General features: G+C 72.7%; 13 protein-coding genes. 2 read left to right on the top strand and 11 right to left on the bottom strand.

Annotated elements, in window-relative coordinates:
* The 4 genes from CCN51_RS28200 to CCN51_RS28215 all read right to left on the bottom strand — a co-directional run.
* Positions 1-1,009: LacI family DNA-binding transcriptional regulator (locus tag CCN51_RS28200; protein WP_245881697.1), on the bottom strand; the 1,009-nt coding region annotated here is incomplete at its 3' end.
* 94 nt (positions 1,010-1,103) lie between these two features.
* Positions 1,104-2,741: an AMP-binding protein gene (locus CCN51_RS28205; RefSeq protein ID WP_014173594.1), complete on the bottom strand. Its 1,638-nt coding sequence runs from the start codon at positions 2,739-2,741 to the stop codon at positions 1,104-1,106.
* A 123-nt stretch (positions 2,742-2,864) separates the two neighbouring features.
* Positions 2,865-5,405, bottom strand: a complete 2,541-nt coding sequence (locus tag CCN51_RS28210; RefSeq protein ID WP_014173595.1) for an ATP-dependent Clp protease ATP-binding subunit — start codon at positions 5,403-5,405, stop codon at positions 2,865-2,867.
* A 346-nt stretch (positions 5,406-5,751) separates the two neighbouring features.
* Positions 5,752-15,036: a non-ribosomal peptide synthetase gene (locus CCN51_RS28215; RefSeq protein ID WP_158104707.1), complete on the bottom strand. Its 9,285-nt coding sequence runs from the start codon at positions 15,034-15,036 to the stop codon at positions 5,752-5,754.
* 337 nt (positions 15,037-15,373) lie between these two features.
* Between CCN51_RS28215 and CCN51_RS28220 the strand changes: the two genes are divergently transcribed.
* On the top strand, positions 15,374-16,522 hold the full coding sequence (locus CCN51_RS28220) for a CapA family protein (protein WP_043488851.1): 1,149 nt from the start codon (positions 15,374-15,376) through the stop codon (positions 16,520-16,522).
* A 68-nt stretch (positions 16,523-16,590) separates the two neighbouring features.
* Here CCN51_RS28220 and CCN51_RS28225 read toward each other — a convergent pair whose 3' ends face one another.
* From CCN51_RS28225 to pdxR, 7 genes are all read right to left on the bottom strand, one after another.
* Positions 16,591-17,016 (bottom strand): tetratricopeptide repeat protein, encoded by a 426-nt coding sequence (locus CCN51_RS28225; RefSeq protein WP_078610315.1) that lies wholly within the window; start codon positions 17,014-17,016, stop codon positions 16,591-16,593.
* Positions 17,017-17,041: 25 nt separating this feature from the next.
* Positions 17,042-17,707, bottom strand: coding sequence for an FMN reductase (locus CCN51_RS28230; RefSeq protein ID WP_245881698.1), 666 nt, complete (start codon positions 17,705-17,707; stop codon positions 17,042-17,044).
* A gap of 86 nt (positions 17,708-17,793) precedes the next feature.
* On the bottom strand, positions 17,794-18,891 hold the full coding sequence (locus CCN51_RS28235; protein WP_014173600.1) for an LLM class flavin-dependent oxidoreductase: 1,098 nt from the start codon (positions 18,889-18,891) through the stop codon (positions 17,794-17,796).
* A 142-nt stretch (positions 18,892-19,033) separates the two neighbouring features.
* The gene (gene opcA, locus CCN51_RS28240; protein ID WP_043488858.1) at positions 19,034-19,972 is read right to left on the bottom strand and encodes a glucose-6-phosphate dehydrogenase assembly protein OpcA; all 939 of its coding nucleotides are present in this window, start codon (positions 19,970-19,972) and stop codon (positions 19,034-19,036) included.
* A gap of 89 nt (positions 19,973-20,061) precedes the next feature.
* Entirely contained in the window at positions 20,062-20,835 is a 774-nt protein-coding gene (locus CCN51_RS28245) for a DUF2127 domain-containing protein (protein ID WP_086860214.1), read from the bottom strand.
* A gap of 99 nt (positions 20,836-20,934) precedes the next feature.
* Positions 20,935-22,047 (bottom strand): CapA family protein, encoded by a 1,113-nt coding sequence (locus tag CCN51_RS28250; RefSeq protein WP_043486142.1) that lies wholly within the window; start codon positions 22,045-22,047, stop codon positions 20,935-20,937.
* Between the two features lie 9 nt (positions 22,048-22,056).
* Positions 22,057-23,592 carry a MocR-like pyridoxine biosynthesis transcription factor PdxR gene (pdxR, locus tag CCN51_RS28255; protein ID WP_014173604.1) on the bottom strand — a complete coding sequence of 512 codons (1,536 nt, stop codon included), beginning with the start codon at positions 23,590-23,592 and terminating at the stop codon, positions 22,057-22,059.
* Between the two features lie 28 nt (positions 23,593-23,620).
* Between pdxR and CCN51_RS28260 the strand changes: the two genes are divergently transcribed.
* Positions 23,621-24,225, top strand: a 605-nt coding sequence (locus CCN51_RS28260; RefSeq protein ID WP_086860216.1) for a class I SAM-dependent methyltransferase, incomplete at its 3' end; no start/stop codon positions are given.

The following is a 24,225-nucleotide window of genomic DNA, read 5'->3' on the forward strand; positions in this document are numbered from 1 at the left end:
GCCGCACCGCGGTGCGGCCCAGCTCCTCGTGCGGTACGTGCACGGTGGTCAGCGCCGGGTAGACGTCGATCGCCACCGGAATGTCGTCGTACCCGGCCAGCGAGACGTCCTCGGGCACCCGTAGACCGCCCTCGCGCAGCGCCTGCAGCGCCCCCGCCGCCACCATGTCGGTCCCCGCGAACACCGCGCTGAACTCGGCCCCGGAGGCCAGCAGCTCCTGGGCCGCGCGATAGCCGTGGGCGCGGGTGAAGTTTCCGTCCAGGATCAGGGCCGGGTCCGGGCTCAGACCCATCAGCTCATGGGCCCGGGTGAAACCGCTGATGCGCTGGGTGCTCGTGGACAGGCCCGGGACCCGGGCCAGATATGCGATGCGCCGGTGGCCGGCGCTGAGCAGGTGGGTGGTCATCGCGAAGGCGCCGGCCTCGTTGTCGTAGTCCACGACGGTGGCCGGTACGCCCTCGCCCAGCGGCGGCCTGCCGACCAGCACCAGCCGCGAGCCCACCCGGTCCAGGGCGTGCGCGAAGTGGGCCATACGGTCCTGGTACGCCTTGTCCTCCCAGGCGCCGCCGACCACGATCACCGCATCCGCCCGCTGCTCGCGCATCATCTCCACCACGGCGAGGACGCGCTGCGGGTCGCCGTGCGTGGTGCACAGCATGCACAGCCGCCCCTCGGCGGACGCCTGCTCTTCCACGCCGCGCGCGATATGCGCGTAGAAGGGGCCGGTCACATCGTCCACGACGAACGCCACCGTCTTGTTGGTGGACCCGCCGAGCGCGCGGGCGTGCGCGTTGACCACGTAGTCCAGTTCGCGCATCGCCTTGAGCACCCTGGCCCGGGTGGCCGCGGCCACCGGATAGGTGCCGCCCATGACGCGGGAGACGGTGGACGCGGACACCCCGGCGCGCTTGGCGACGTCCCTGACCGTGGACACGTCCCTGCCCGCGGTGGACTCCGCCGCCCGCTTACCCGCCCTGCCCGCGCCGGTTGCCTCAGCTGCCTCGTTCACGTAGGCCTAATCCCCTCGCCCTGCCGGCCGCGTATCACCCTGCCCACCGCGTAACCGCTCACGATAGCCGAGCGGGGACCGCCCCGGGCCCGGCTCAGCGAGTGCGGGAGCTGACCTGGCGCGGGCGCAGCAGAAAACGCTGGGTCTTGCCGCTCGAGGTCTTGGGCAGCTCGGTGACGAAGTGCACGCGCCGCGGGTAGGCGTGCTTGGCCAGCCGGTCCTTGACCAGCTGCTGCAGCTCGGCGGCGAGGGCGTCGGGGTCCGAGGGCGACGACGCCCCCGCGCGCAGCACCACGAAGGCCTCCATGACCTCGCCGTGTTCCTCGTGGGGGACGCCGACCGCGGCCGCCTCGGCCACCGCCTCGTGTTCCAGCAGCACGCTCTCCACCTCGAACGGGCCGATGCGGTACCCCGCCATCAGGATCACGTCGTCGCTGCGCCCGGAGAAGAACAGGTGGCCGTCCTCGTCCCGGGAGGCGGTGTCGCCGGAGTAGAACCAGTGTCCGTCGGGGCTGAACTTCTCCGCGGTGCGCTCCGGGGCGTCGCGGTAGCCCTCGAACCACATCAGCGGGCTCTTGGTGATGTCCATCGCCACCCGGCCGGGCATACCGGCCTCGGCGACGGCGGAGTTGGTGTCCTCGCGCAGGACGGTGACGCTCCAGCCGGGCAGCGGCCGGCCCATGGAGCCGGGCTTGAGGTCGGTGCGCAGCGCGGGGTGCCAGGCGTTGGCGATGGCCATGCCCAGTTCGGTGGAGCCGTAGTGGTCGCGCACCGGGATGCCGAGTGTCCGCTCCGCCCAGCTGACCACGTCGGCCGGAAGCGGCTCACCGGCCGCGGAGGCGCAGCGCAGCCGCACGTCGTCGGGGGCGGGCGTGCCGCGCAGCTTGCGGTAGACGGTGGGGCCCGCGGTGAAGTTGGTGACGTTGAAGCGGGACAGCACCGCCCATGTGCCCTCGGCGGAGAACAGGCTGTTGTACAGCAGGCTGCGCAGGCCGAGGGCGAGCGGGGCGATGATCGCGTAGTACAGCCCGTAGGCCCAGCCCGGGTCGGCGGCGTTCCAGAACACATCGGTGGGCCGGTGGTCGAGGCCGAACTCCTGGTACATGGCGAATCCCGCGACGGCCCGCAGCGGGATGGGCACGGCCTTGGGCGGGCCGGAGGTGCCGGAGGTGAAGAGCTCCACGATGGTGGCGTCCCCGCCGACGACGGCCGCCTCGTCCAGCGGCGGGTGTCCCGCGAGCAGCTCGGCGAACGACAGGTCGCCTTCCTCGGTGGGCCCGGTGGTGATGATCCGCCACGGCTGGTCGGTGGGGAGGTCGGGGCCCGCGGCCAGCTTGGGGCGCTGCCCGGCGTCCGTGATCACGACCTTGGTGCCATTGCCGGTGACCCGCAGGGCGATGGCCGGGGGCGCGAACGCCGTGAACAGGGGCACCTGGACGGCGCCTGTCCGCCAGATCGCGAGTGTCGCGACGAGCAGTTCGGCGGACTTGCTCATCAGGGTGGCGACCCGGTCGCCGGGGCCCACCCCGAGGGCCGCCAGGGCGCTCGCCATCCGCGCGGAGGACTCGCGCAGTTCGCCGTAGGTCATATCGTGCCCGTCGAGGTCGGCGCCGACCACCGTGAAGGCGACGGCGTCGGCCGGGTGCCGGTCGCACAGCAGATGGGCGGTGCACGCCGCCGGATCTCCGAAGGTCTTGAGCAGGTCGGCCATGCGCTGTTCCGGGCTGGTCAAGTGGGCTCCTCGTGCGTGCGGGCGAGCGGAATCCAAGTGCCAGGGGCGGTGGTGTCCCCGTTGGCTTGTACACGCTATCGCGCCCGCTCGCGAGCTCGGCAACCAGTGTTCACAAGACCGTTGTCAGCCGAGTGTGGTGGTGGGGTTCTGCTCCTTGCGGAAGGTCAGCTTCCCGTCCTCCACGTCGACTTCCACATGGCTGTGCGGCTGGAGCTTGCCGTTGAGCAGCATCCGGGACAGCGGGTTGTCGACTTCCCGCTGGATGGTCCGGCGCAGCGGCCGGGCGCCGTACTCGGGCTGGTAGCCGTGGTGGGCCAGCCAGTCGACGGCGGCGGGGGTGAAGTCGATGGGCACGTCCTGGGCGCGCAGCCGGCGCCGGGTCTCCTCCAGGAGCACATCGGTGATCTGCCGCAGCTGTTCATCGGCGAGCCGCCGGAAGATGACGATCTCGTCGATGCGGTTGAGGAATTCGGGCCGGAAGTGCTCGCGCAGCGGGCGCAGCACCCGCTCGCGGCGCGCGTCCTCGTCGGCTTCCGCGCCACCGCCGAAGCCCATGACAGCGCCGCGCCCGGAGATCTCCTCGGAGCCGAGGTTGCTGGTCATGACGATGACGGTGTTCTTGAAGTCGATGGTGCGGCCCTGGGCGTCGGTGAGCCGTCCGTCGTCGAGCACCTGCAGAAGGATGTTGAAGACGTCGGCGTGGCCCTTTTCGACCTCGTCGAGGAGCAGCAGCGAGTACGGCTGCCGGCGCACCGCCTCGGTGAGCTGCCCGGCCTCCTCGTGGCCGACGTATCCGGGCGGGGCGCCGATCAGCCGGCTGACGGTGTGCTTCTCCTGGTATTCGCTCATGTCCAGGCGGACCATGCGGTCCTCGCTGCCGAAGAGCGCTTCGGCCAGGGCGCGGGCCAGTTCGGTCTTGCCGACGCCGGTGGGGCCGAGGAACAGGAAGCTGCCGATGGGGCGGCCCGGGTCGGCGAGGCCGGCGCGGGAGCGCAGTACGGAGTCGGCGACGGCGGAGACGGCCTCTTCCTGGCCGATCACCCGCTTGTGCAGATGCTCCTCGAGGCTGAGCAGGCGGTCCCGCTCCTCCTGGGTGAGGCTGCTGACCGGGATGCCAGTCTGCCGGGAGACGATATCGGCGATGTCCTCGACGGTGACCTCGGCGACCCGGCCGGCCGGGTGCTGTTTGCCGGAGCCCTCCTCGATGCGCCGGCTCAGATCGCCGATCCGGTCGCGCAGCGAGGTGGCCCGCTCGTACTGCTCGGCGGCGACGGCCTGGTCCTTGTCCCGGGTGAGCTGTTCGACCTCGCGTTCCAGCGCCCGGATGTCGGTGCCTCTGGTGCTGGAGCGCAGCCGTACGCGGGCGCCGGCCTGGTCCATCAGGTCGATGGCCTTGTCGGGCAGGAAGCGGTCGGTGAGATAGCGGTCGGAGAGCTCGACGGCCGCCAGCAGCGCCTGGTCGGTGTAGCGGACCTGGTGATGGGCCTCGTAGCGGTCGCGCAGCCCGCGCAGGATCTCCAGCGCGTCGGAGGGGGTCGGCTCGGGCACCATGATCGGCTGGAAGCGGCGCGCGAGGGCCGCATCCTTCTCGATGTGGCGGCGGTACTCCTGGAGCGTGCTGGCGCCGATGACATGCAGTTCGCCGCGGGCCAGGGCGGGCTTGAGGATGTTGCTGGCGTCCATCGGGCCGCCTTCGGAGCCGCCGGTGCCCACGACGGTGTGCAGTTCGTCGATGAAGACGATCAGTTCCTCGGAGTGGGCACGGATCTCGTCGATGATGCCGGTCAGCCGCTCCTCGAAGTCGCCGCGGTAGCGGGTGCCGGCCACGACGCCCGCGAAGTCGAGCTGGAGGACGCGCCGGGCGAGCAGGATGTCGGGCACGTCGGCCTCGGCGATGCGCTGGGCCAGCCCCTCGACGACGGCGGTCTTGCCCACGCCGGCCTCGCCGATGAGGACGGGGTTGTTCTTGCCCCGGCGGGCCAGCACCTCGATGGTCTGCTCGATCTCCTCGTCGCGGCCGATCACCGGGTCGATCCGGCCGTCGCGGGCCATCTCGGTCAGGTCGCGGCCGAACTTGTCGAGGTTGGGGGTCTCCCGCCGGTTGGGTCCTGGGCGGGGTTCGGCGGCGCCGGGGGCCGCCGCGAGGCCGCCCGGCGGGCCGGGGCGTGGCTCGAACCGGGCCGCGTGCAGCAGCTGCCCGGCCGTGGAGTCGTGGTTGGCGGCGAGCGCGATCAGTACGTGCTCGGGGCCGATGTACGAGGAGCCGGAGGACCGGGCGATCTCGTGGGCGTCGAGCAGCGCGCGCTTGACGGCGGGCGTGACCGCGACCGAACCGCGCGGCGGCCCCTCCCCCGTCTGCCGGTCGATCTCGGCGACGAGGGCTTCGGGGTCGGCCCCGGCCCGGACGACCATGGTGCGGGTCGGCTCGGCGGTGAGCGCCGCGCGGAGCAGGTGTTCGGTGTCGAGGTCGGTGGAGCCGCGGTCGGCGGCGTACGAGGCCGCGGAGGAGACGAGCTGCCGTGCGGGCTCGCTCATCAGGCGGCCGAAGTCGACGTGTCGGGAGCCGGGGCGCTGCCCGGCCGGTCCGACGCCGAGGAAGCGTGCGAGAAAGTCTCCGAGGGGGTCCGGACCGAACTCTTCCGATCCCTCGTACCCGCTGTTCATAGGCATCCGTCCCGGTGGCCCGGCGGAGATGCGGGCCCGTTGTCATCGCTGCAAGGAGTCCCATTTGATCGACTTTGATTGATTTTATCCGATATCGGGGCCGCTCGCCGAGGGCTGGAGCAGATTCGCATGCACGACGTCTTCGCCGTCCCGAGATGGAGCAGCGCGAGGCGTCACGCACCTCGCGGCCCGCGCCACGGGCCTCGGCCCCACGGCCCGCCTGGTCACCACGGACGACGGCCGTGGCCTCCTCGCCATGATGCGGCTGGCGGCGCGCCGCCCCGACACCGTTCCGCACATCCCGGGGATGCGCTGACCGGGCCGGGACGGGGCGCGGTCACCGCCGTCAGGGCGCCTGGGTGCGCACCGCCCTGGTGTGCCCGGCGTAGCGGCGGAGCACATCGAACCACCGCCGGGCGAGCCCGGCGACATGGTCGTCCTCAAGGACACCCGACGGCCAGATCCACCGCGCCGCCAGCCGCGCGCCCCGCTCGCGGTCCTCGACCGCCACCGTGAGGGTGAGGGTGCGCTCCAGCGGAGCTCCGGCGTCCGCCCCGCCGCCCATCGCCGACCCCGCCTCGCCGGTGGGGGTCCAGTGGGCCGAGCTCTCGCCGACCTGGAACCGGCCCAGGTAGTTGACGGAGACCTGCGGATCGCCGAGCGCGGCCAGCTGCGGAGCGGTGCGCGGGTTGAGATAGCGCAGCAGGCCGTACCCGATGCCGTTGTCGGGCAGGGCCGCGAGCTGGGCCCCCACCCGCGCGGCGCCCTCGGTCAACGCGGCGCCGGAGGCGTCGAGTTGTTCCTCGGAGATCTCCCCCGGGTCCAGGACGAACGGGAACTGCGCCGTGAACCATCCGACGGTGGACGACGGATCGACCCCGTCGGCGAGGAATTCACGGCCGTGCGCCTGGAGGTCCACCAGCACTCCGGTGCCCTCGTCGCCCCGCCAGCGCGCGTAGGCGACGGCGAACGACGCGTACAGCACATCGCGCAGATCCACGCCCAGCGCGCCGGGCACCGCGAGCAGGGTCGCCGTGTCCTCCTCCGGGAGGTCCAGGAGCACCATCCGCGCCGAGGCCAGGGTGTCGGTCCGCGGGTCGGGCCGCCGGGTGCCCAGCGTGGGCCGCTTCGGCTCGAACATCCGCGTCCACATCTCCAGTTCCTTCTCGCGCGCGGGCTCCACGGCCTCCTCGACAAGGTGACGCGCCCACCTGCGGTAGGAGGTCGCCGGTGCCCGCAGATCCGGCCGGCGGCCGGCGGCGACCGCCTCGTACGCACGGGCCAGGTCCGGCAGCAGGAACCGCCAGGAGACTCCGTCGACCACGAGATGGTGCAGCAGGATCAGCAGTCGGCCGGGCCGCTCCGGGCCGGGGTCCAGCCAGATCGCCTGGAGAGTGCGTCCGGACCCGGGGTCGAGCTGCGCCTGGTGGCGGAAGGACGCCTCCGCCAGCGCCGGGGGCCACTCCGCCTCGTCGGCGACCTGGATGACCTGGTGGGTGAAGCAGTCGGCCACCCGGGCCGAGCCGGGCTCCTCGATCTCCAGCGCCCGCCGTCCCTGGTCGTCCTGCTGCCGCATGCGCAGCGCGTCATGGCGGTCGACGAGCGCCTGGAGGGCGGCGGTCAGATGCTCGGCGCGCGCATCCGCCGGGACGCGGACCGCCATGGAGAGGTGGTACGCGTCGATCGGCCCCTCGACGTCCCACATGCGCCTGATGATCGGCGTCGCCGGGAGCTCACCCACCCCCTCGCCCGCACCGCCGCCGTCCCGGTGGCGGCCCTCGCCGGCCGGCCCCCGGCGCGGCGCGCTCCGCTCGGCGATCGCGGCCAGCGCCGCGACCGTACGGCCCTCCGCCACATCCCTGGGCCGCAGCGCCAGGCCGGCGTGGCGTGCCATGTCGGCGAAGCGCATGGAGACGATGGAGTCGCCGCCCATCAGGAAGAAGTCGTCGTCCACGCCGACGCCGCCCACCCCCAGCGCCTCGCTCATCAGCGAGCACAGGGTCTCCTCCACGGGGGTGCGCGGCCGGGCCGCCGTCGAGGCGGCTGTGAAGTCGGGCGCCGGGAGGGCGGCGCGGTCCAGTTTGCCGTTGACCGTCAGCGGGAGTTCGGGCATCTCCACGAACGCCGAGGGCACCATGTGGACCGGCAGCCGGGCCGCCGCGAGCGCCGCCAGTTCGGCGGCCTTGGGCAGCGTGGCGCCGGGCTCGGACACCAGATAGGCGACCAGCGCCGGTCTGCCGGGCCGGTCCTCGCGCAGCACGACGGCCGCCCGCGCCACCTGGTCGAGGGCCGTGAGCGCGGACTCGATCTCGCCGACCTCGATCCGGAAGCCCCGCAGCTTGACCTGGCCGTCGGCCCGGCCCACGTACTCCAGCCCGCTGTCGCCGCCCTGGCGGGCCAGGTCTCCGGTGCGGTACATGCGCTCGCCGGGGGCGCCGAACGGGTCGGCGACGAACCGCTCGGCGGTCAGCGCGGACCGCCCCGCGTAGCCGCGGGCCAGGCCGGGGCCTGCGACGTACAGCTCGCCGACGGACCCCGGGGGCACCGGGCGCAGCAGATGGTCGAGGACGTACAGCCGCAGATCCGGGATCTGCCGCCCGATGGGGCTGACCGAGCCGTCCCGCGCCACGTCGGCGCGGACCAGTTCGGTGTGGGTGACATGCACGGTCGTCTCGGTGATGCCGTACATGTTGACCAGCCGTGGCGCGTTCTCGGGATGGCGGCTGTACCAGTCCCCCAGGCGGGATACGTCGAGCCGTTCGCCGCCGAACACCACATACCGCAGGGCGAGCCGTGCGCCCAGCTCCGGGCGGTCGCGGTCGGCGCCGAGCAGTTGGTAGAACGCCGACGGGGTCTGGTTGAGCACGGTGACGCCCCGCTCGACCAGCAGCTCCAGGAATTCGCCCGGGGACCGGGTGACGGTGTGGTCCACGATCACCAGCGAGCCGCCGTACAGCAGCGGGCCCCAGATCTCCCACACCGAGAAGTCGAACGCGTAGGAGTGGAACAGCGTCCACACGTCGTCCTCGCCGAACCCGAAGAGGTGGTCGGTGGAGGTGAACAGCCGGATGACGTTCTCGTGCGGGATCAGTACGCCCTTGGGCCGACCGGTCGAGCCCGAGGTGTAGATGATGTAGGCGCCGTGTGCCGGGGTGAGCGGGCCGCCGCGGTCCGCGTCGGTCAGGTCGGTCGGCGCGAGGTCCTGCATGGCGCTCGTGACCCGCGGCGCGTCGAGCTCCACGACCGGTGTGCCGAGGCCGTCGGGCAGCGCGGCGGCGGTGTCGGTGGTGGTGATCACGCACACCGGGGCGGCGTCCGCGAGGATGAATCCGATGCGCTCGCGCGGATAGGCGGGGTCCATCGGCAGATACGTCGCGCCGCTCTTGAGGACGGCCAGCAGCGCCACGACCAGTTCGGCCCGGCGGTCGACCGCCAGCGCCACCACCCGCTCCGGCCCGGCGCCGTGCCCGGTCAGCAGCCGCGCCAGGCGGTTGGCGCGGTCGTTGAGCTCCGCGTACGTCAGGGAGCGCCGGCCGTCGACCACGGCGATGTTGTGCGGGGTGGCCCGCACCTGTGCCTCGAACCGCTCCGGCAGGGTCTCCTCGCACCGTACGCCCCCGGCCGCCGGCTGTGGCGCGGCCGCGGTCAGCAGCCGCGCCACCGGGGCCTCGGCCGCCCCGGGCATACCGGATGTTCCGGTGAGCAGGTGTTCCATCGCGTGGGCTGCGGCCGAGGCCCGGCTGCGGCCGACGGTGTCCGGGCAGTAGTTGACGTGGATCCGCAGCCGTTCGCCGGGGAGCGCGACCACGCTGAGCGGGTAGTGGGTGCCGTCCTCGGGGTGCACCCCGGTGACGGTCAGGCGCTTGGAGGCGGAACGCAGGGCGTCCGGGTCGTGCGGGTAGTTCTCGTAGACCAGGAGGGTGTCGAAGAGCCGGCCGGTGCCGGTGCGGCGCTGGATGTCGGTGAGGCCGATGTGGTGGTGGTCCAGCAGCCGGGCCTGTTCGTCCTGGACGCGGGTCAGCAGCTCCGGGAACGTCTCGTCCGGGCGGAGCCGGACCCGGGCGGGCACGGTGTTGATGAACAGCCCGACCATGGTGTCGATGCCGTCGATCTCGGGCGGGCGGCCGGAGACGGTGACGCCGAAGACCACGTCGTCACGGCCGGTCAGCCAGCCCAGCACGATCGCCCAGGCGCCCTGTACCACGGTGTTCAGCGTCAGGCCGTGGCGGCGGGCGTAGGCGGTGAGCGTCGCGGTCTGCTCGGTCGTCAGCTCCAGGACGTGCCGCCGGGTGGCGGCCGTCGCGGGAGTGTCCGGGCTCGCGGCGAGGGTCGGTCCGGCCACCCCGGACAGGGCGGTGTGCCAGGCGTCGAGCCCCGCCTGGGTGTTCTGCCCCTTCAGCCAGGACAGATAGGCGGAGTACGGGCGGGGCACGGGCAGCGCGGCGAGCGCGTGGGGGTCGTCGGGGTCGTTGCCCGCGTCGTACAGCGCGAGCAGTTCCCGCGACAGCAGCGCCATCGACCAGCCGTCGAGCAGCAGATGGTGGCTGGTGAGGATCAGCCGGTAGCTGTCCGCTCCGAGCCGCAGCAGCATGAAGCGGGCCAGCGGGGCGGTGTCCACGGGGACGCGCCGCCCGCTGTCGGCGTCCAGCAGCCGGGCCAGTTCGGCCTCGCGCGCGGGTCCGTCCAGCAGCGACAGGTCGTGTTCCCGCCACTCCGGCGCCACCCGGGCGGGGATAACCTGCACCGGTTCGGCGAGCCCTTCGCGTACGAAGCATGCGCGCAGCCCGGGGTGGCGGGCGAACAGCCCCTCGGTGGCGGTACGCAGCCGCGCCGGGTCGACGTCGCCCGCGAGGTCCAGGCCGAACCGCACCACGTAGTCGTCGTGGCCGGTGTCGTCGTACACGGCGTGGAAGAGCAGCCCCTGCTGCAGGCTGGACACCGGCCAGATGTCGGTCAGGTCCGGCACGGTCCGCTCCAGCCGCTCCACCTCGGCCATGGAGAGCGAGACCAGGGGGAAGTCGGAGGGGGTGTGGCCGCGGTGTGCGGTGTGCGCGAGGTTTCCGATGTGCCGTGCGTGGGTCACCAGGCCGGTGAGCGCGGCGAACCACGCGTCGGCGAGCTCTTGTACGGCCGCCTCGTCCAGCAGTTCGCCGGCCCAGATCCACACCGCCGTCAGCCGCGGGCCGTCCTCCCGGTCCTCGGTGTGCGCGTTGAGGGCCAGGGTGTGCGGCAGCGGCATACCGGGCGGGAAGCCGCCGCGCAGCGCTCCGAAGTCGGGGTCCGGGTCGGGCAGCCAGTCGGAGCCGTCGGACACGGTGAACCGGCCGAGGTAGTTGAAGCCGATCTGCGGGCCGGTGTGTCCGGCGAGTTGGCGCGCCGCGTCGGGGTTGAGGTAGCGCAGCATGCCGTAGCCGATGCCGTGGTCCGGCAGCGCCGCGAGCTGTTCCTTGACCGTCTTCACGGCAGTGCCGAGCGCCGCGGAACCGGCCGTCACGTCGGCCCAGTCGAGTGTTCCGGGGGCGAGCCGGGCGGGGAACATGCTGGTGAACCAGCCGACGGTCTGGCTGAGGTCGACGCCGTCGGCAAGGTGTTCCCGGCCGTGTCCTTCGAGTTCCAGCAGCACATCGCCGGTGTCGCCGATGCCGCGGCGCCGCCGCCACTCGACCACGGCGAGGCTGAGCGCGGTCAGCAGGACGTCGTTGATCCCGGTGTGGTAGCGCTCGGGTACGGAGGTCAGCAGCGCGGCGGTGGCGTCGGCCGGCAGGGAGAGCGACAGCATCCGGGCGCTGGTGGCGGTGTCCCGGGCGGGGTCCAGCGGGCGGGGGCCGAGGAGCGGGTCGGCGCCGTCGAGGATGTTCTCCCACAGCGGGAGCTCGGCCGTCCGGGCCTCGTGTTGTGCGCCCTCGGTCAGCAGCCGGGACCAGCGCCGCAGGGAGGTGACCGGGCCGGGGGTCGCGAGGGGCCGGTCCTCGGCGGCCGCGGCCCAGGCGTCGGCGAGGTCGCGCAGCAGTACGCGCCAGGAGACCCCGTCGACCGCGAGGTGGTGGATCAGTACGAGCAGTCGGCCGGGCCGGTCGGGGCCCGCATCGAACCACACGGCCCGCAGCAACACCCCTTTATCCGGGTCAAGTTGGCCGCGAGCCGCCTCTGAGGCCACCTCGACGGCCCGGTGCCACCGCGCCGTGTCGTCAGGGTTCACGTCCTGTGCGGGCACACGGGTCAGGCACTCATGGCCGCGGACGGCGCCGCGCGGGGCGATCTCCAGCGCGCCGCCCTCCCCGGTGCCCAGCCGGAGGCGCAGTGCGGCATGGCGGTCGAGCAGGGTGTCGAGCGCACCGGCCAGGTGGTCATGGCGCAGGTCGCCGTCCACCCGCACCAGCACCGACTGGTGGAACTCCTTGACGGCGTCCGGCCCCAGGCCCGTCAGCCAGCGGATGATCGGGGTCGGGGAGAGTTCGCCACTGTCGTCGGTGGTGTGCGGGCCTTCGCCGTGGGCGGTGTCCGCCGCGGAGCGGGCGGCGCGCGCCAGCGCGGCCACGGAGCGGTGTTCGAACACCTCGCGCGGGGAGATGGCGAGCCCGGCGGCGCGGGCGCGGCTGACCAGGGTGAGGGAGAGGATGCTGTCGCCGCCGAGGGCGAAGAAGCTCTCGTCGACGCCGACGTGGTCGAGTCCGAGGATGTCGGTGAAGAGCTCGTGGAACAGCTCTTCCCGGTCGGTCCGCGGGGCCCGGCGCTCGGTGTCCTCGGCCGGCTGGGGCTTCGGGAGCGCGGCGCGGTCGAGTTTGCCGCTGGGGCTCAGCGGCAGCTGGTCCACCAGGACGATCTGCGCGGGCACCATGAAGTCCGGCAGCTCGCTCGTGGCACGGGCCATGAGCTCGGCCGGGAGCGCGGCGGCCGTGGCGTGGCCGGTGTCCGGCTCGGGGAGGACATGGGCCAGCAGCCGGGTGGCGCCGGGGCGGATCTCGTCGGCCGTCACCACGGCCCGCCGGACCGCCGGATGGCCCGCGAGCACGGCCTCGATCTCGCCGACCTCGATCCGCAGACCCCGCACCTTCACCTGCCCGTCGGCGCGTCCCACGTACTCCAACTGATGGTCCTCCTCCCGTCGCCGCACCAGGTCTCCGGTGCGGTACAGCCGTGACCCGGGTGGGCCGTAGGGGTTGGCGACGAACCGCTGCGCGGTCTGGCCGGGCCGGTTCAGATAGCCCCTGGCCAGCCCGGGCCCGCTCAGCCAGAGTTCGCCGACCGTGCCGACGGGGACCGGGCGCAGGGCGGAGTCGAGTACATACGCGGCCGAGTTGGCGGCGGAGCTGCCGATCGGGGGTGTGCCCTCGCCGCCGAGCGGGCCGCTCATGGCCGCGCAGATGGTGGCCTCGGTCGGGCCGTAGCCGTTGAGCAGGACGGTGTCCGCGGCCCAGTCGGCCGCCAGCGCCGGCGGCAGCGCCTCGCCCACCGACATCAGCCGGAGCCCGGCCGGGAGGGTGCCGCGGTCCAGGCTCGCCAGCACGGCGGGCGGCAGCACGGCGTGGGTGACGCCGAGGCCGGTGATCAGCCCCGGCAGTTCGGGTCCGGCGGGCGGCGCGCCGTCGGCGCCGATGACCAGGCAGCCGCCGGACAGCAGCGCCGCGGTCAGCTCCCAGACCGCGGAGTCGAAGCTCGGCGAGGCGAACTGCAGAACCCGGGAGCGGGGCCCGACGCCGAACCGGGTGCGCTGGGTGTGCACCAGGCTCGGCAGGCCCGCGTGGGTCACCACGACCCCCTTGGGCGTGCCGGTGGACCCGGACGTATAGACCACATACGCGGGGTGGCGCGGGTCGAGCGGCGCGTTCCGCTCCTCGTCCCGTACGTCCGCGGGGTCGCGGCCGGCCAGGTCGCGGACGGTCTCGGGGGCGTCCAGGAGCAGCCGGTCGCCCGACAGCTGTCCGATGGTCCGCGCATGGGCCGTGGTCGTCAGCGTCAGCGCGGGCCGGGCGTCGGAGAGCATGAACTCGACGCGCGCGGGCGGATAGTGGGGATCGACCGGCAGAAAAGCGCCGCCCGCCTTCCAGACGGCCAGAACGGCGACGACGAATTCGACGGACCGCTGCAGGGCGAGTGCGACCGGCGTCTCGGGGCCGACGCCGCGCTCGATGAGCGCCCGCGCCAGCCGGTTGGCCCGTGTGTTGAGTTCGGCGTACGAGAGCTCGGCGGAGCCGGAGAGCACGGCGGGGTGGTCGGGGTGGAGCCGGGCCTGCCGCTCGTAGAGCTCGTCCGCCGTGGCGTCGGGCACCACCACGGCCGCCTCGGTGGACTTGCGCAGCAGGGAGCCCCGTTCGCGGTCGGAGAGCAGGGACACCTCGGCGAGCGACATGCCGCTGCCGCCGGCCGCGACGGTCCTCAGCAGCCGGGAGATCCGCTCGCCGTGGCCCCGCGCCTCGGCGGCGCCCCATACGGCGGCGTTGGCGTCCAGGTCGACCGTGAGGCCCCGGCCGTCTAGGCGGTCGGTGAAGGCGAGGGCCAGGTCCTCGACGGGGCCGGTGGACAGGTTGTGCGCGACGGCGGGGTGCGGGCCGAACCGCAGGTCGTAGTCGAACGACATGATGTTGACGATCATCGAGTACAGCGGGGCGGGCTGGTCGTCCGACGAGACCAGGCGCGCCATGTCGGCCGCGCGGTAGCGCTGGTGGGCGAGCGCCGATCGCATCGCCTTCTGGGCGGTGCGCGCCAGCTCCTCGACGGTCATGTCCGGGCGCGGGGACAGCCGGACGGGCAGGACGTTGGACAGGACGGCGGGGGTGGCCCTGGCGGTCGGGGTGGTGCGGGCCGCGACGACGAGCCCTAGCACCACCTCCGGCTCCCCGGTCATCCGGTGCAGATACAGCGCGGCCAGGGCGAAGAGCATCGCGGAGCGATGGATCCTCGCCCGCTCGCAGACGCGGTCCAGGGCGAGCAGGTCCTGGGACGACAGCCGGTCCGAGGCCCGGGTGAAACCGGAGGCGGGCGCGCGCCGGCGGGTCAGGGAAACGGGTTCCGGAAGGTCGCGTAATTTCTCGAGCCAGTAGTCGCGGTCCCGGACGAACGCCTCCGACGCGCGGTATTCCGATTCCTCGGCGAGCAGTCGGCCGAAATCACCGAAGGGGCTCGGCGGTATTTCCTCGCCCGCGTCCAGCGCCGAGTAGACCCCCGCCACTCGGTGCACGATAAGTGGTCCGCTGAATCCGTCGACGAGAATGTGGTGGTATCGGCTGCACCAGTAATAGAGATCGTCCGCCAACTGGATCACCGCATGGGCGACCAGCTCACCGTCCGGCAGCGGAACCGGCCTGGCCAAGAATTCCGCCATCCATCGCCCGGCGGCGGCGCGCGGGTCCGCTTCGGCCGTCAGGTCGACGCGGACGAGCGGGAAGTCGTCGCGTCCCTTGGCGGCCCAGCGCGGACCGGCCTCGTCCGCGATGAACCGCACCGCGAGCGCCGTGCATTCGGCGAAGGCGTGGCGCAGGGCGGACTCGAATAAGTCGAAACGGAGCCGGCCGCGCATCTCAATATATTCGCCGATGTTGTAGGCGGTGCTGTCCGGGCGCAGGGAGTGGGCGATCCAGAATTCACGCTGGGCGGCAAGCGGAATCCCCGGGGCGGGGCCATTGGCGGGCATGAGGGGTCTGGCCTCCTCGATAAGTAGGCTGCCGATTTCCGGTGTGGTTTCCCGAGTGTAGGGCCGTAATGCGGCCGAATGGCCTGGCAGTTCGCTGCAATGGCAACTGTCGGCCTTGAGGAACTGCCACGGACCGCGCACCCGGCTCCGCGTCCCGCCCCGCCCCCGGCGACACGCCGTGGCGCTCGGCCCGACGGCATAGCGGTGTGGGCCCATCGGGTGCGTTTCGTCGGCCGTTCCGGTGAAGCCCGGCGCTGTCACGACTCAAGCAGGCTCCCACACGCACATAAATACGACTATCCACCTATTTGGCCCATGTGAGCGTGAGGTGAGCCTGTTGTCTCTCGAGCCCCGTCAACGGACCGCGCTCGTGGTCGCCGCGCTGTTCGGCGCGGCGACCGCGTGCACCGCCGGCATACCCGCCACCCCCGAATCGGGGGAGAAGTCCTCCCGGACCGCGGCCGCGGCAAAGCCCGGGCCCACCAAGGGGTTCACCCTGGTGGCCACCGGCGACCTGCTGATCCATGACTCGGTCATCCGCCAGGCGCGCGCGGACGCGGGCGGCAACGGCTACAACTTCGGACCCATGCTCGCCGGGGCCGAGCCCGTGGTCTCCGGGGCCGACCTGGCGATATGCCATATGGAGACGGTCTACGGCGCCGCGGGCGGGCCGTTCACCGGCTACCCGACCTTCAAAAGCCCGCCGGAGGTCGCCGAGGCCGCCAAGGAGCTCGGCTACGACTCCTGCTCCACCGCCTCCAACCACACCCTGGACGCCGGCGCGGAAGGCGTGACCCGCACCCTCGACGCGATGGACCGCGCCGGGCTCCGACACGCCGGATCGGCCCGCTCCGCCGAGGAGCACACGATGCCGACCCTCATGAAGGCCGGTGACGCCACAGTCGCCCAGCTCGCCTACAGCTACGGCACCAACGGCATCCCCGTACCCAAGGGCCAGCCATGGCTGGTCAACCTCATCGACCCGGCGCAGATCGTCAAGGACGCCCGGGCCGCCCGCCGGGCCGGGGCCGAGGTGGTCGTGGTCAGCCTGCACTGGGGCACCGAATGGCAGGAGGCGCCGGATCAGCTCCAGCTCTCGGTCGCCAAGAAACTCACCGCCTCGATGGACGGCGGGCGCCACGACATCGATCTCATCCTCGGCACCCACGCCCACATACCCCAGGCGTACGAGAAAATGAACGACACCTGGGTCGTCTACGGCATGGGCGACCAGGTCGCGGGCGTCATGAACGACCCGCGCGGCCAGATGGGCTCAGCCGCCCGCTTCACCTTCGCCCCGCCCGCCACCACGGACAAGCCATGGACCGTGAAGAAGGCGGAGTTCATCCCCCACGGCGTGGACAACGACCCGATCAGGGTGGTCAACCTCCCGCGCGCCGGCGGGCACACCGAGGCCCTGGACACCATCCGCCGCGCCGTACTCAGCAGGGGCGCGGCGCGGGACGGGCTCACCATGGGCCGCTGACACCCCGCCCCGGCGTCGGCCGGGGCCCGTCGGCCCCGGCCCGTCGCCGCCCTGTCCGCTCAGGCCGGTCAGTCCAGCTCGGGCGCCTGGCCCGTGGAGAACGCCTCGGCCATCCGCAGCCACGTCCCGGCCTCCTCGGCGCGCCCCTGCCGCTGGAGCGTACGGCCCAGCATCAGATGGGCGTAGTGCTCGACCGGGTCACGCGCGATCACCTCGCGCAGCTGCTCCTCGGCACGGCTCAGCTGCGCGGAGTGGTAGTAGGCGCGGGCCAGCAGCAGCCGCGGGGCGGTCTGCTCCGGGGCCTCCTCGACGACCTGGACGAGGAGACGGGCGGCCTCGGCGTACTGCTTCGCCTCGAAGTACAGCCCGGCCCGCTCCCAGCGCTCCGCGGTGGTCTCCTCGCGCTCCTTGTCGTCGAACAGGCTCAGCGCGGTGACCCAGCGGTCGGCGGTGGGCTCACCGTCCGGCCGGTAGCTGTCGAAGTTGTCGATCACGTGAGCTCCTTCCTGAGGTAAGCGGTTATTCGGGCCGCAGAGCGGCCAGTTGCTGCTCGAACGGCATGACGGCGTCGGCTTCGGGGGCCGCGGCGCCCCGGCGGCCGCCGACCAGGTCCGCCAGTTCGCCCGCCGCGCGGTCGATGCGGGTGGGCAGGGTGTCGGTGAGCGGATCGCCGGAGCCGCCCCAGTCCTCCGACGCGGCGTACACCGCGGTCGGCACCACGATCGCCCGCAGGTAGGCGAACAGCGGCCGCAGCGCATGCTCCAGCGCGAGCGAGTGGCGCGCCGTGCCGCCGGTCGCGGCGGCGAGCACCGGCTTGCCGGCCAGGGCGGTGTTGTCGATCACGTCGAAGAACGACTTGAACAGCCCGCTGTAGGAGGCCGAGAAGACCGGGGTGACCGCGATCAGCGCGTCCGCACCGGTGACGGTCTCGATCGCCTCCTCCAAGGCGCCCGACGGGAAGCCCGTCACCAGGTTGTTCGCGATGTCACCGGCCAGGTCGCGCAGCTCGACCACGTGCACCTCGACCTCGTGCCCGTCCGCCGCCAGCCGCTGCCGGGTGGCCTCGGCCAGCCGGTCGGCCAGCAGCCGGGTGGACGAGGGCACGCTCAGCCCGGCCGATACGACCGCGAGCCTCACCGGCCGCGGGGCGCCGGCCTGCTGGGGAATCCGTACGACATCGTTCACTGTGTCTCCTTGTTCGCTTCTCCGCCCACGCGGCGAAGGCGCGGGCTTCGTCGCCATCCGCGGCCCGGCAGCCGCGTGCGCGTCGCTCACGGTGCGACCTCCTCAAGGGCCTTGGCGTCGCGCTGGGCCACCAGCGACGCGTGGGTGGGGGCGTCCGGCACCTCGGCCGGGCGGTTCTTGGCGAACTCCTTGCGCAGCTCCTCGACGACCTCGCCCAGCAGGTCGAGCTGTTCCAGCACCGTCTTCAGCGGCAGGCCCGCGTGGTCGACGAGGAACAGCTGACGCTGGTAGTCGCCGAAGGTGTCCCGGAAGGCCAGGGTCTTCTCGATGACCTCCTGCGGGCTGCCGACGGTCAGCGGCGTCTCGGCCGTGAACTCCTCCAGGGAGGGGCCGTGGCCGTAGACGGGCGCGTTGTCGAAGTACGGCCGGAACTCACGGACGGCGTCCTGCGAGTTACGGCGCATGAACACCTGCCCGCCGAGGCCGACGATGGCCTGCTCCGGCGTGCCGTGCCCGTAGTGCGCGTACCGCTCCCGATAGAGGTTCACCAGCTTCCGGAAGTGGTGCTTGGGCCAGAAGATGTTGTTCGCGAAGAATCCGTCACCGTAGTAGGCGGCCTGCTCGGCGATCTCCGGCGAGCGTATGGAGCCGTGCCAGACGAACGGAGGCACGCCGTCCAGCGGCCGCGGCGTGGAGGTGAAGCCCTGCAGCGGGGTGCGGAACTTGCCCTCCCAGTCGACGACGTCCTCACGCCACAGCCGGCGCAGCAGCGCGTAGTTCTCGATCGCGAGCGGGATGCCCTGGCGGATGTCCTGCCCGAACCACGGGTAGACCGGGCCGGTGTTGCCGCGGCCCATCATCAGGTCCACCCGGCCGTCGGCCAGGTGCTGGAGCATCGCGTAGTCCTCGGCGATCTTCACCGGGTCGTTGGTGGTGATCAGCGTGGTGGAGGTGGACAGGATCAGCCGCTCGGTGCGGGCCGCGATCCAGCCCAGCATGGTGGTCGGGGACGACGGCACGAACGGCCGGTTGTGGTGCTCACCGGTCGCGAAGACGTCGAGGCCCACCTCTTCCGCCTTCTGGGCGATGGTGACCATCGCCTTGATCCGCTCGTGCTCGGTCGGCTCCCGACCCGTGGTGGGGTCCGTCGTGACATCGCCGACCGTGAAAATCCCGAACTGCACCGTCTCACCCTCCTAGGATGTTTACGATTCAACTGTATCCCCGGAACGTGACACCTGCCGCCCCTATTCCCCCCGCCCGCGGCGGAGGGAAGGGCATCGTTTCAGATCGACCGTCGTGCCTGGTGGGAGGGGCCTGGACGGGTCAGCCGAGCTGTCCGGGCGTGGCGGACCGAACCGTGGCGCGCAGCGCGGCGGCGTACGCCTCGTCCGGATCGAGCCGGCGCAGCTCCTCGGCGATCAGCTCGGCCGTGCTGCGCACCTTCAGCGCGAGAGTACGGTCGGGCTGGCCCGGAATGGACAGCGTGGCCACCGGGCCGTCCGGACGGTCGATGTGGACGTCCCCGGCCGCCGTCCGCAGCCGGACCCCGGTGACCACCGGGCCGTCGGTGACGACCTGCTCGACGGGCACCTTCAGCCGGTTGGCGAACCAGCGCCCCAGCAGCTCGGCGCTCGGATTGTCCGCCTCGCTCTCCACCACCGCCGAGGTCACCGCGGCCCGCGCCTGGTCCAGCGCGGCGGCCAGCATGGACCGCCAGGGCGTGAGCCGGGTCCAGGCCAGATCGGTGTCGCCGGGCGCATACGAGGCGGCGCGGGCCGCCAGCTCCCGCAGCGGGCGCTCGACCGCGTACGCATCGGTGATCCGCCGCTGCGCCAGCCTGCCCAGCGGATCCCTGACCGGGTGGTCCGGGGCGTCGACCGGCCACCAGACCACGACCGGGGCGTCCGGCAGCAGCAGCGGCAGCACCACCGACTCGGGGTGCTGGGCGATCTCACCGCGCAGCCGCAGCAGTACGGTCTCGCCACTGCCGTCGCCGCCGCCGACGCGCACCTCGGCGTCCAGCCGGGAGCTGCCGCGCTCACGCGGGGTGCGGCCGGGCCGCTTGATCACCACGAGGATCCGCGAGGGGTGCTCCTGGGATGCCTCACCCGCGGCCTTGAGGGCGTCGTAGTGATTGGCCTCATCGGTGACGATGACCAGCGTCAGCACCATGCCGACCGCCGGACTGCCGATCGCCCTGCGGGCCTGTACCAAGGCCGCGTTGATCTTGCTCGATGTGGTGTTGGTCAGGTCGGTGTTCATGGCCCGCGCCAGCTCCTGCCGTTCTCGCATCAGCGTTTCGTCCGCGGCCCGAGCGTATCGTCACTCCCCCGCGCGACCGGGGCGAATGATCAAGACCGGATGACCGGGCGACCGGCCGCCGCCTCCACCTCCAGCAGCGAGGCGCTGTGCCGCTCCGCCTCGAACGCGGCACGGCCGCCGCGCAGCCCGAAGAGCCGCTTGGAGAGCAGGATGTAGAGCACGGCGAGGATGTTGACCACCAAGGTGGCGATCTTCAGCCAGCTGATCTTCTCGGCCAGCTCGTAGATCTCCAGCGGCAGGAACGCGGCGGTGGCCACCACCGCCAGATACTCGGCCCACCGCTTGAGCAGCCACAGCCCCACGCCCTCGACGATCTCGATGGCCGCGTAGGCGGCCAGCGCCGCGGCCACGATCACGAGGGTGGAGTGCCGGTACTCGAAGGTCTTGCGGATGGTGTCGGCGACCGGCGAGTGGTCGAGGTCGTAGTGGAAGTGGCGCGCGACCGGCCGGAAGACGGTCAGGTTCTCCTGGAAGAGGCGGCGCACCGCGGTCCGGCTGTTGCTGAACCGCCACACCGCGACGGCGGCCAGCAGCACGAACAGCCCGCGCACGATCCGCTCGGCGGCGATGAAACGCATCACGATCAGGTCCCGCAGCGCCTTGCCGCGCGCGACGAGCGGGGCGTCGGCCGCGGGCCCGGAGCCGTGCGGCGCGCCGAGGGCGAAGTCGCCGCAGCGCAGACAGCGCCAGGCCTCGCCCATCGCGGTCGTGGCGTACAGCCGCTCGCGCAGCTCGTCCTCCGTGGGTGCGTAGGTGACGTGGCCGCGCCGGGCGCAGGTACGCCGGTTCCAGTCGATCTTCACGCTCAGCGCTCCGTTCCGGTGATGGCCGACGTGTCGGCCATGTGTGTGATCGTAGGCGCCTTTGCTGTGCTCACCGGGGTCAGAGCCGGTCAGGGCCGGTCAGGGCCGCTCCAGGGACAGGGCGCCGTCCCGGTCGAGGACGACGTGGGAGCCGAAGTCGGCGCTGACCCGGTCGAGCACCGTCCGCAGCCAGCGGGCGTCGCCGAGGGTGGCGTGGCACAGCCGCATCCGCCGGGCCCGCATGGGCACCATCCGGATCCCGGCGAGCTCACCGGTGTCCGGGGCCACCGCGACGAAGTACAGCAGCCGCAGATCGTCCCGGTACTCCTCGTAGCCGGTGATGCCCTCGTAGTCGTCGATGAAGTCGCCACAGCCGTAGAGGACGAGCTTGCCGCGGTACACCTCCAGCGGGCGGGGGTGGTGTGAGGAGTGGCCGTGCACCACATCGGCGCCGCCGTCGACCAGCGCGTGTGCGAAGCGGATCTGATCGTCTGAGACGCGGTACCCCCAGTTGCCACCCCAGTGGATGGAGACGACGGCGATGTCGCCCGGACGCTTCAGCTGCCGGATCCGGCGGGCGAACCGGGCCGCGCGGGCCTCCGACAGCTCGGGGAGGAAGTCGACGCCGGGGTCGTGCTCGGCGGCGGCCCACTCGTACGGGATACCGCTTGACCCGGTGCCGCAGGAGAAGACCAGCAGACGTCGGCCGCCGCGGACCGGAACGGCCGCGGGCCGCCGCGCCGCGGCGGCGTCCCGCCCCGCGCCCGCCACCCGCAGCCGTGCCCCGGCCAGGGCGTCGAGTGTTTCCACGAGGCCGTGACGGCCGAAGTCCAGCACGTGGTTGTTGGCCAGGACGCAGACATCGGGCCGGCCCGCGGCCAGCGCGGGCAGATTGGCCGGGCTCATCCGGTAGTGCACGCTCTTCCCCGACGCGAACTCGTCGCTCCGGGTCACGCTGGTCTCCAGGTTCACCACCCGGGCGTCGGGCGCCGTCTCCTCCAGCACCCGCAGCGCGTCCCCCCACGGCCACGCGTAGTCGGCCGGGTGCGGCACCCGCCCGTGCGCCTCCTCGGACAGCTCGACATACGCCCTGGAGTCCCGGATGTACGGCTCCCGCAGCTCCGGATCTCCGGGGTGCGGGAGAATCTGGTCGACGCCACGGCCGAGCATCACGTCGCCGCAAAGGAACAGCGTCGTCACATCGCCGCCCACACCCCCAAACTAGCCCGTGGCCGAGGCTCGCCCCAGCCCGCGCCCAAGCTCCTGCCGTAGCGCCTCGCCGATGAGCGCGATGCCTTCGGCGATGGCGGTCGGTGTGCTGGCGGCGTAGCCCAGGACGAGCCCCGGGCGGCCGGGACGGATGCTGTGCCACGACAGGGGCTGGGTCTTCACACCGTGTGCGAGCGCGGCGGCGGCGAGGTCGGTGTCGGGGAAGTCGCCGTCGAAGGTGACCATCAGATGCAGGCCGGCCGCGGCGCCGTGTACCACCGCGCCCGGCAGCTGGGCGCGGATGGCGCCGATCATCGCGTCCCGGCGGCGACGGTGGCGGCGGCGCAGCTGGCGCAGATGGCGTTCCAGCCGGCCCGACTCCATCAGATGGGCCAGCACCAGCTGGGGCAGCGCGGCGTTGCCGAGGTCGGCGAACCGCTTGGCGGCCACCAGGGCGTCCCGGTACCTGGGCGGCGCGAGCACCCAGCCCACCCTCAGGGCGGGGGCGAGCAGCTTGGACACGCTTCCGGCGTAGCAGACGTGTTCGGCGAGCATCGACCGCAGGGCGGGGGCGGGTGGCCGGTCGTAGCGGTGTTCGGCGTCGTAGTCGTCCTCGACGATCAGCCCGCCCTCACCGGCCCACCGCATCAGCTCGCGCCGCCGCTCGCCGCCGAGCACCACCCCGGTCGGAAACTGGTGTGCGGGGGTGAGCAGGACGGCCGGGGCGCCGGTGGCGCGCAGCGCGTCGACGCGTACGCCCTCGGAGTCGACCGGGACCGGCGGGGTGTCCAGCGCGCAGTGGCGCAGATGCTGCCGGGCGCCCAGTGAGCCGGGGTCCTCCACGGCCACCTGGTGGATCCCGTCGGCCCGGAACACCTGCCCGATGAGCCCGAGCGCCTGGGCGGTACCGGCCACGACGAGGACATCGTCCGGGTCCGCCCTGATCCCGCGGTTGCGGGCCAGCCAGTTGGCGACGGCCAGCCGCAGCGCGGGGGTCCCGCGGGGATCCCCGTATCCGAAGTCGGCGGCAGAGAGGCCGGTGAGCACGGAGCGTTCGGCGCGCAGCCACGCGGTGCGCGGAAACGAGCCCAGGTCGGGCAGGCCGGGCGACAGGTCGATCCGGGCCGGCGCCATGCGCAGCGCGTCGAAGATGTCCGCGCCGGGCGGGGCGGCGAACAGCGCCCCGGCCGACGGGCTGCCACCCGATGGTTCACGGGTGTGTGGCGTCGGCGCCGTAGCCACCGGTGCGGCGACCACGACCGTGCCGCCCCGCCCGCGCCCGGCGATATGCCCGTCCTCGGTCAGCCGCCGGTAGGCCTCGGTGACAACACCACGGGACACCCGCAACTCCCCGGCGAGCACACGGGTGGCCGGCAGCCTGCCGCCGATCGGCAGACGTCCGTCCGCGATCGCGTCCCGCAGCCGCCGGGCCAGCCAGTCGGCGAGGCCGCCCGGCGGGGCCTCCTCGGTGTTCAGCTGCAGGAAATCGGATCCGGAGGTGCCGGAGGTTATGGACCGGTCGATGGGCCCCTTATTGGACCTGTTCACCGGACCATTATGGCGACACCGTAAAGGCATGCACACGGACACGGATACGGACACGGGTACGGGTACGGGTACGGACACGGCACCCGGCTATGTACACGGCTACTCACGCCACGAGGCCCACCGCCTCGGCGACCAGGCGGACACGCTCGCCGCGCTGCTGCACACGGGCACGGCGTACCCGGCCGGCAGCAGGGTGCTGGAAGTGGGCTGCGGGGTGGGCGCCCAGACCGTCCATCTGGTCGCGTCCAGCCCCGGGGCACATATCGTGGCGACGGACATCGCCGCCGCCTCCCTCGCCCGCGCCCGCGCCCGCGTGGCGGCCGACACACCGGGCGCCCGGGTGGAGTGGTGCCACGCCGATGTGTTCGGCCTGCCGTTCGCTGACGCGTCATTCGACCACGTCTTCGTGTGCTTCGTACTGGAGCATCTGCGCGCCCCGGGGCGGGCGTTGGCCGGGCTGCGGCGGGTGCTGCGGCCCGGGGGCACGATCACCGTGATCGAGGGGGACCACGGGTCGGCGTTCTTCCACCCCTCCAGCCGGTACGCCCGCGCGGCGATCGACCGCCAGATCCAGCTCCAGTCGGCGGCGGGCGGCGACGCCCTGATCGGCCGGCGGCTGCAGCCGCTGCTGGC

It is taken from the genome of Streptomyces milbemycinicus, from assembly GCF_002154605.1.
Classification (GTDB): Bacteria; Actinomycetota; Actinomycetes; order Streptomycetales; family Streptomycetaceae; genus Streptomyces; species Streptomyces milbemycinicus.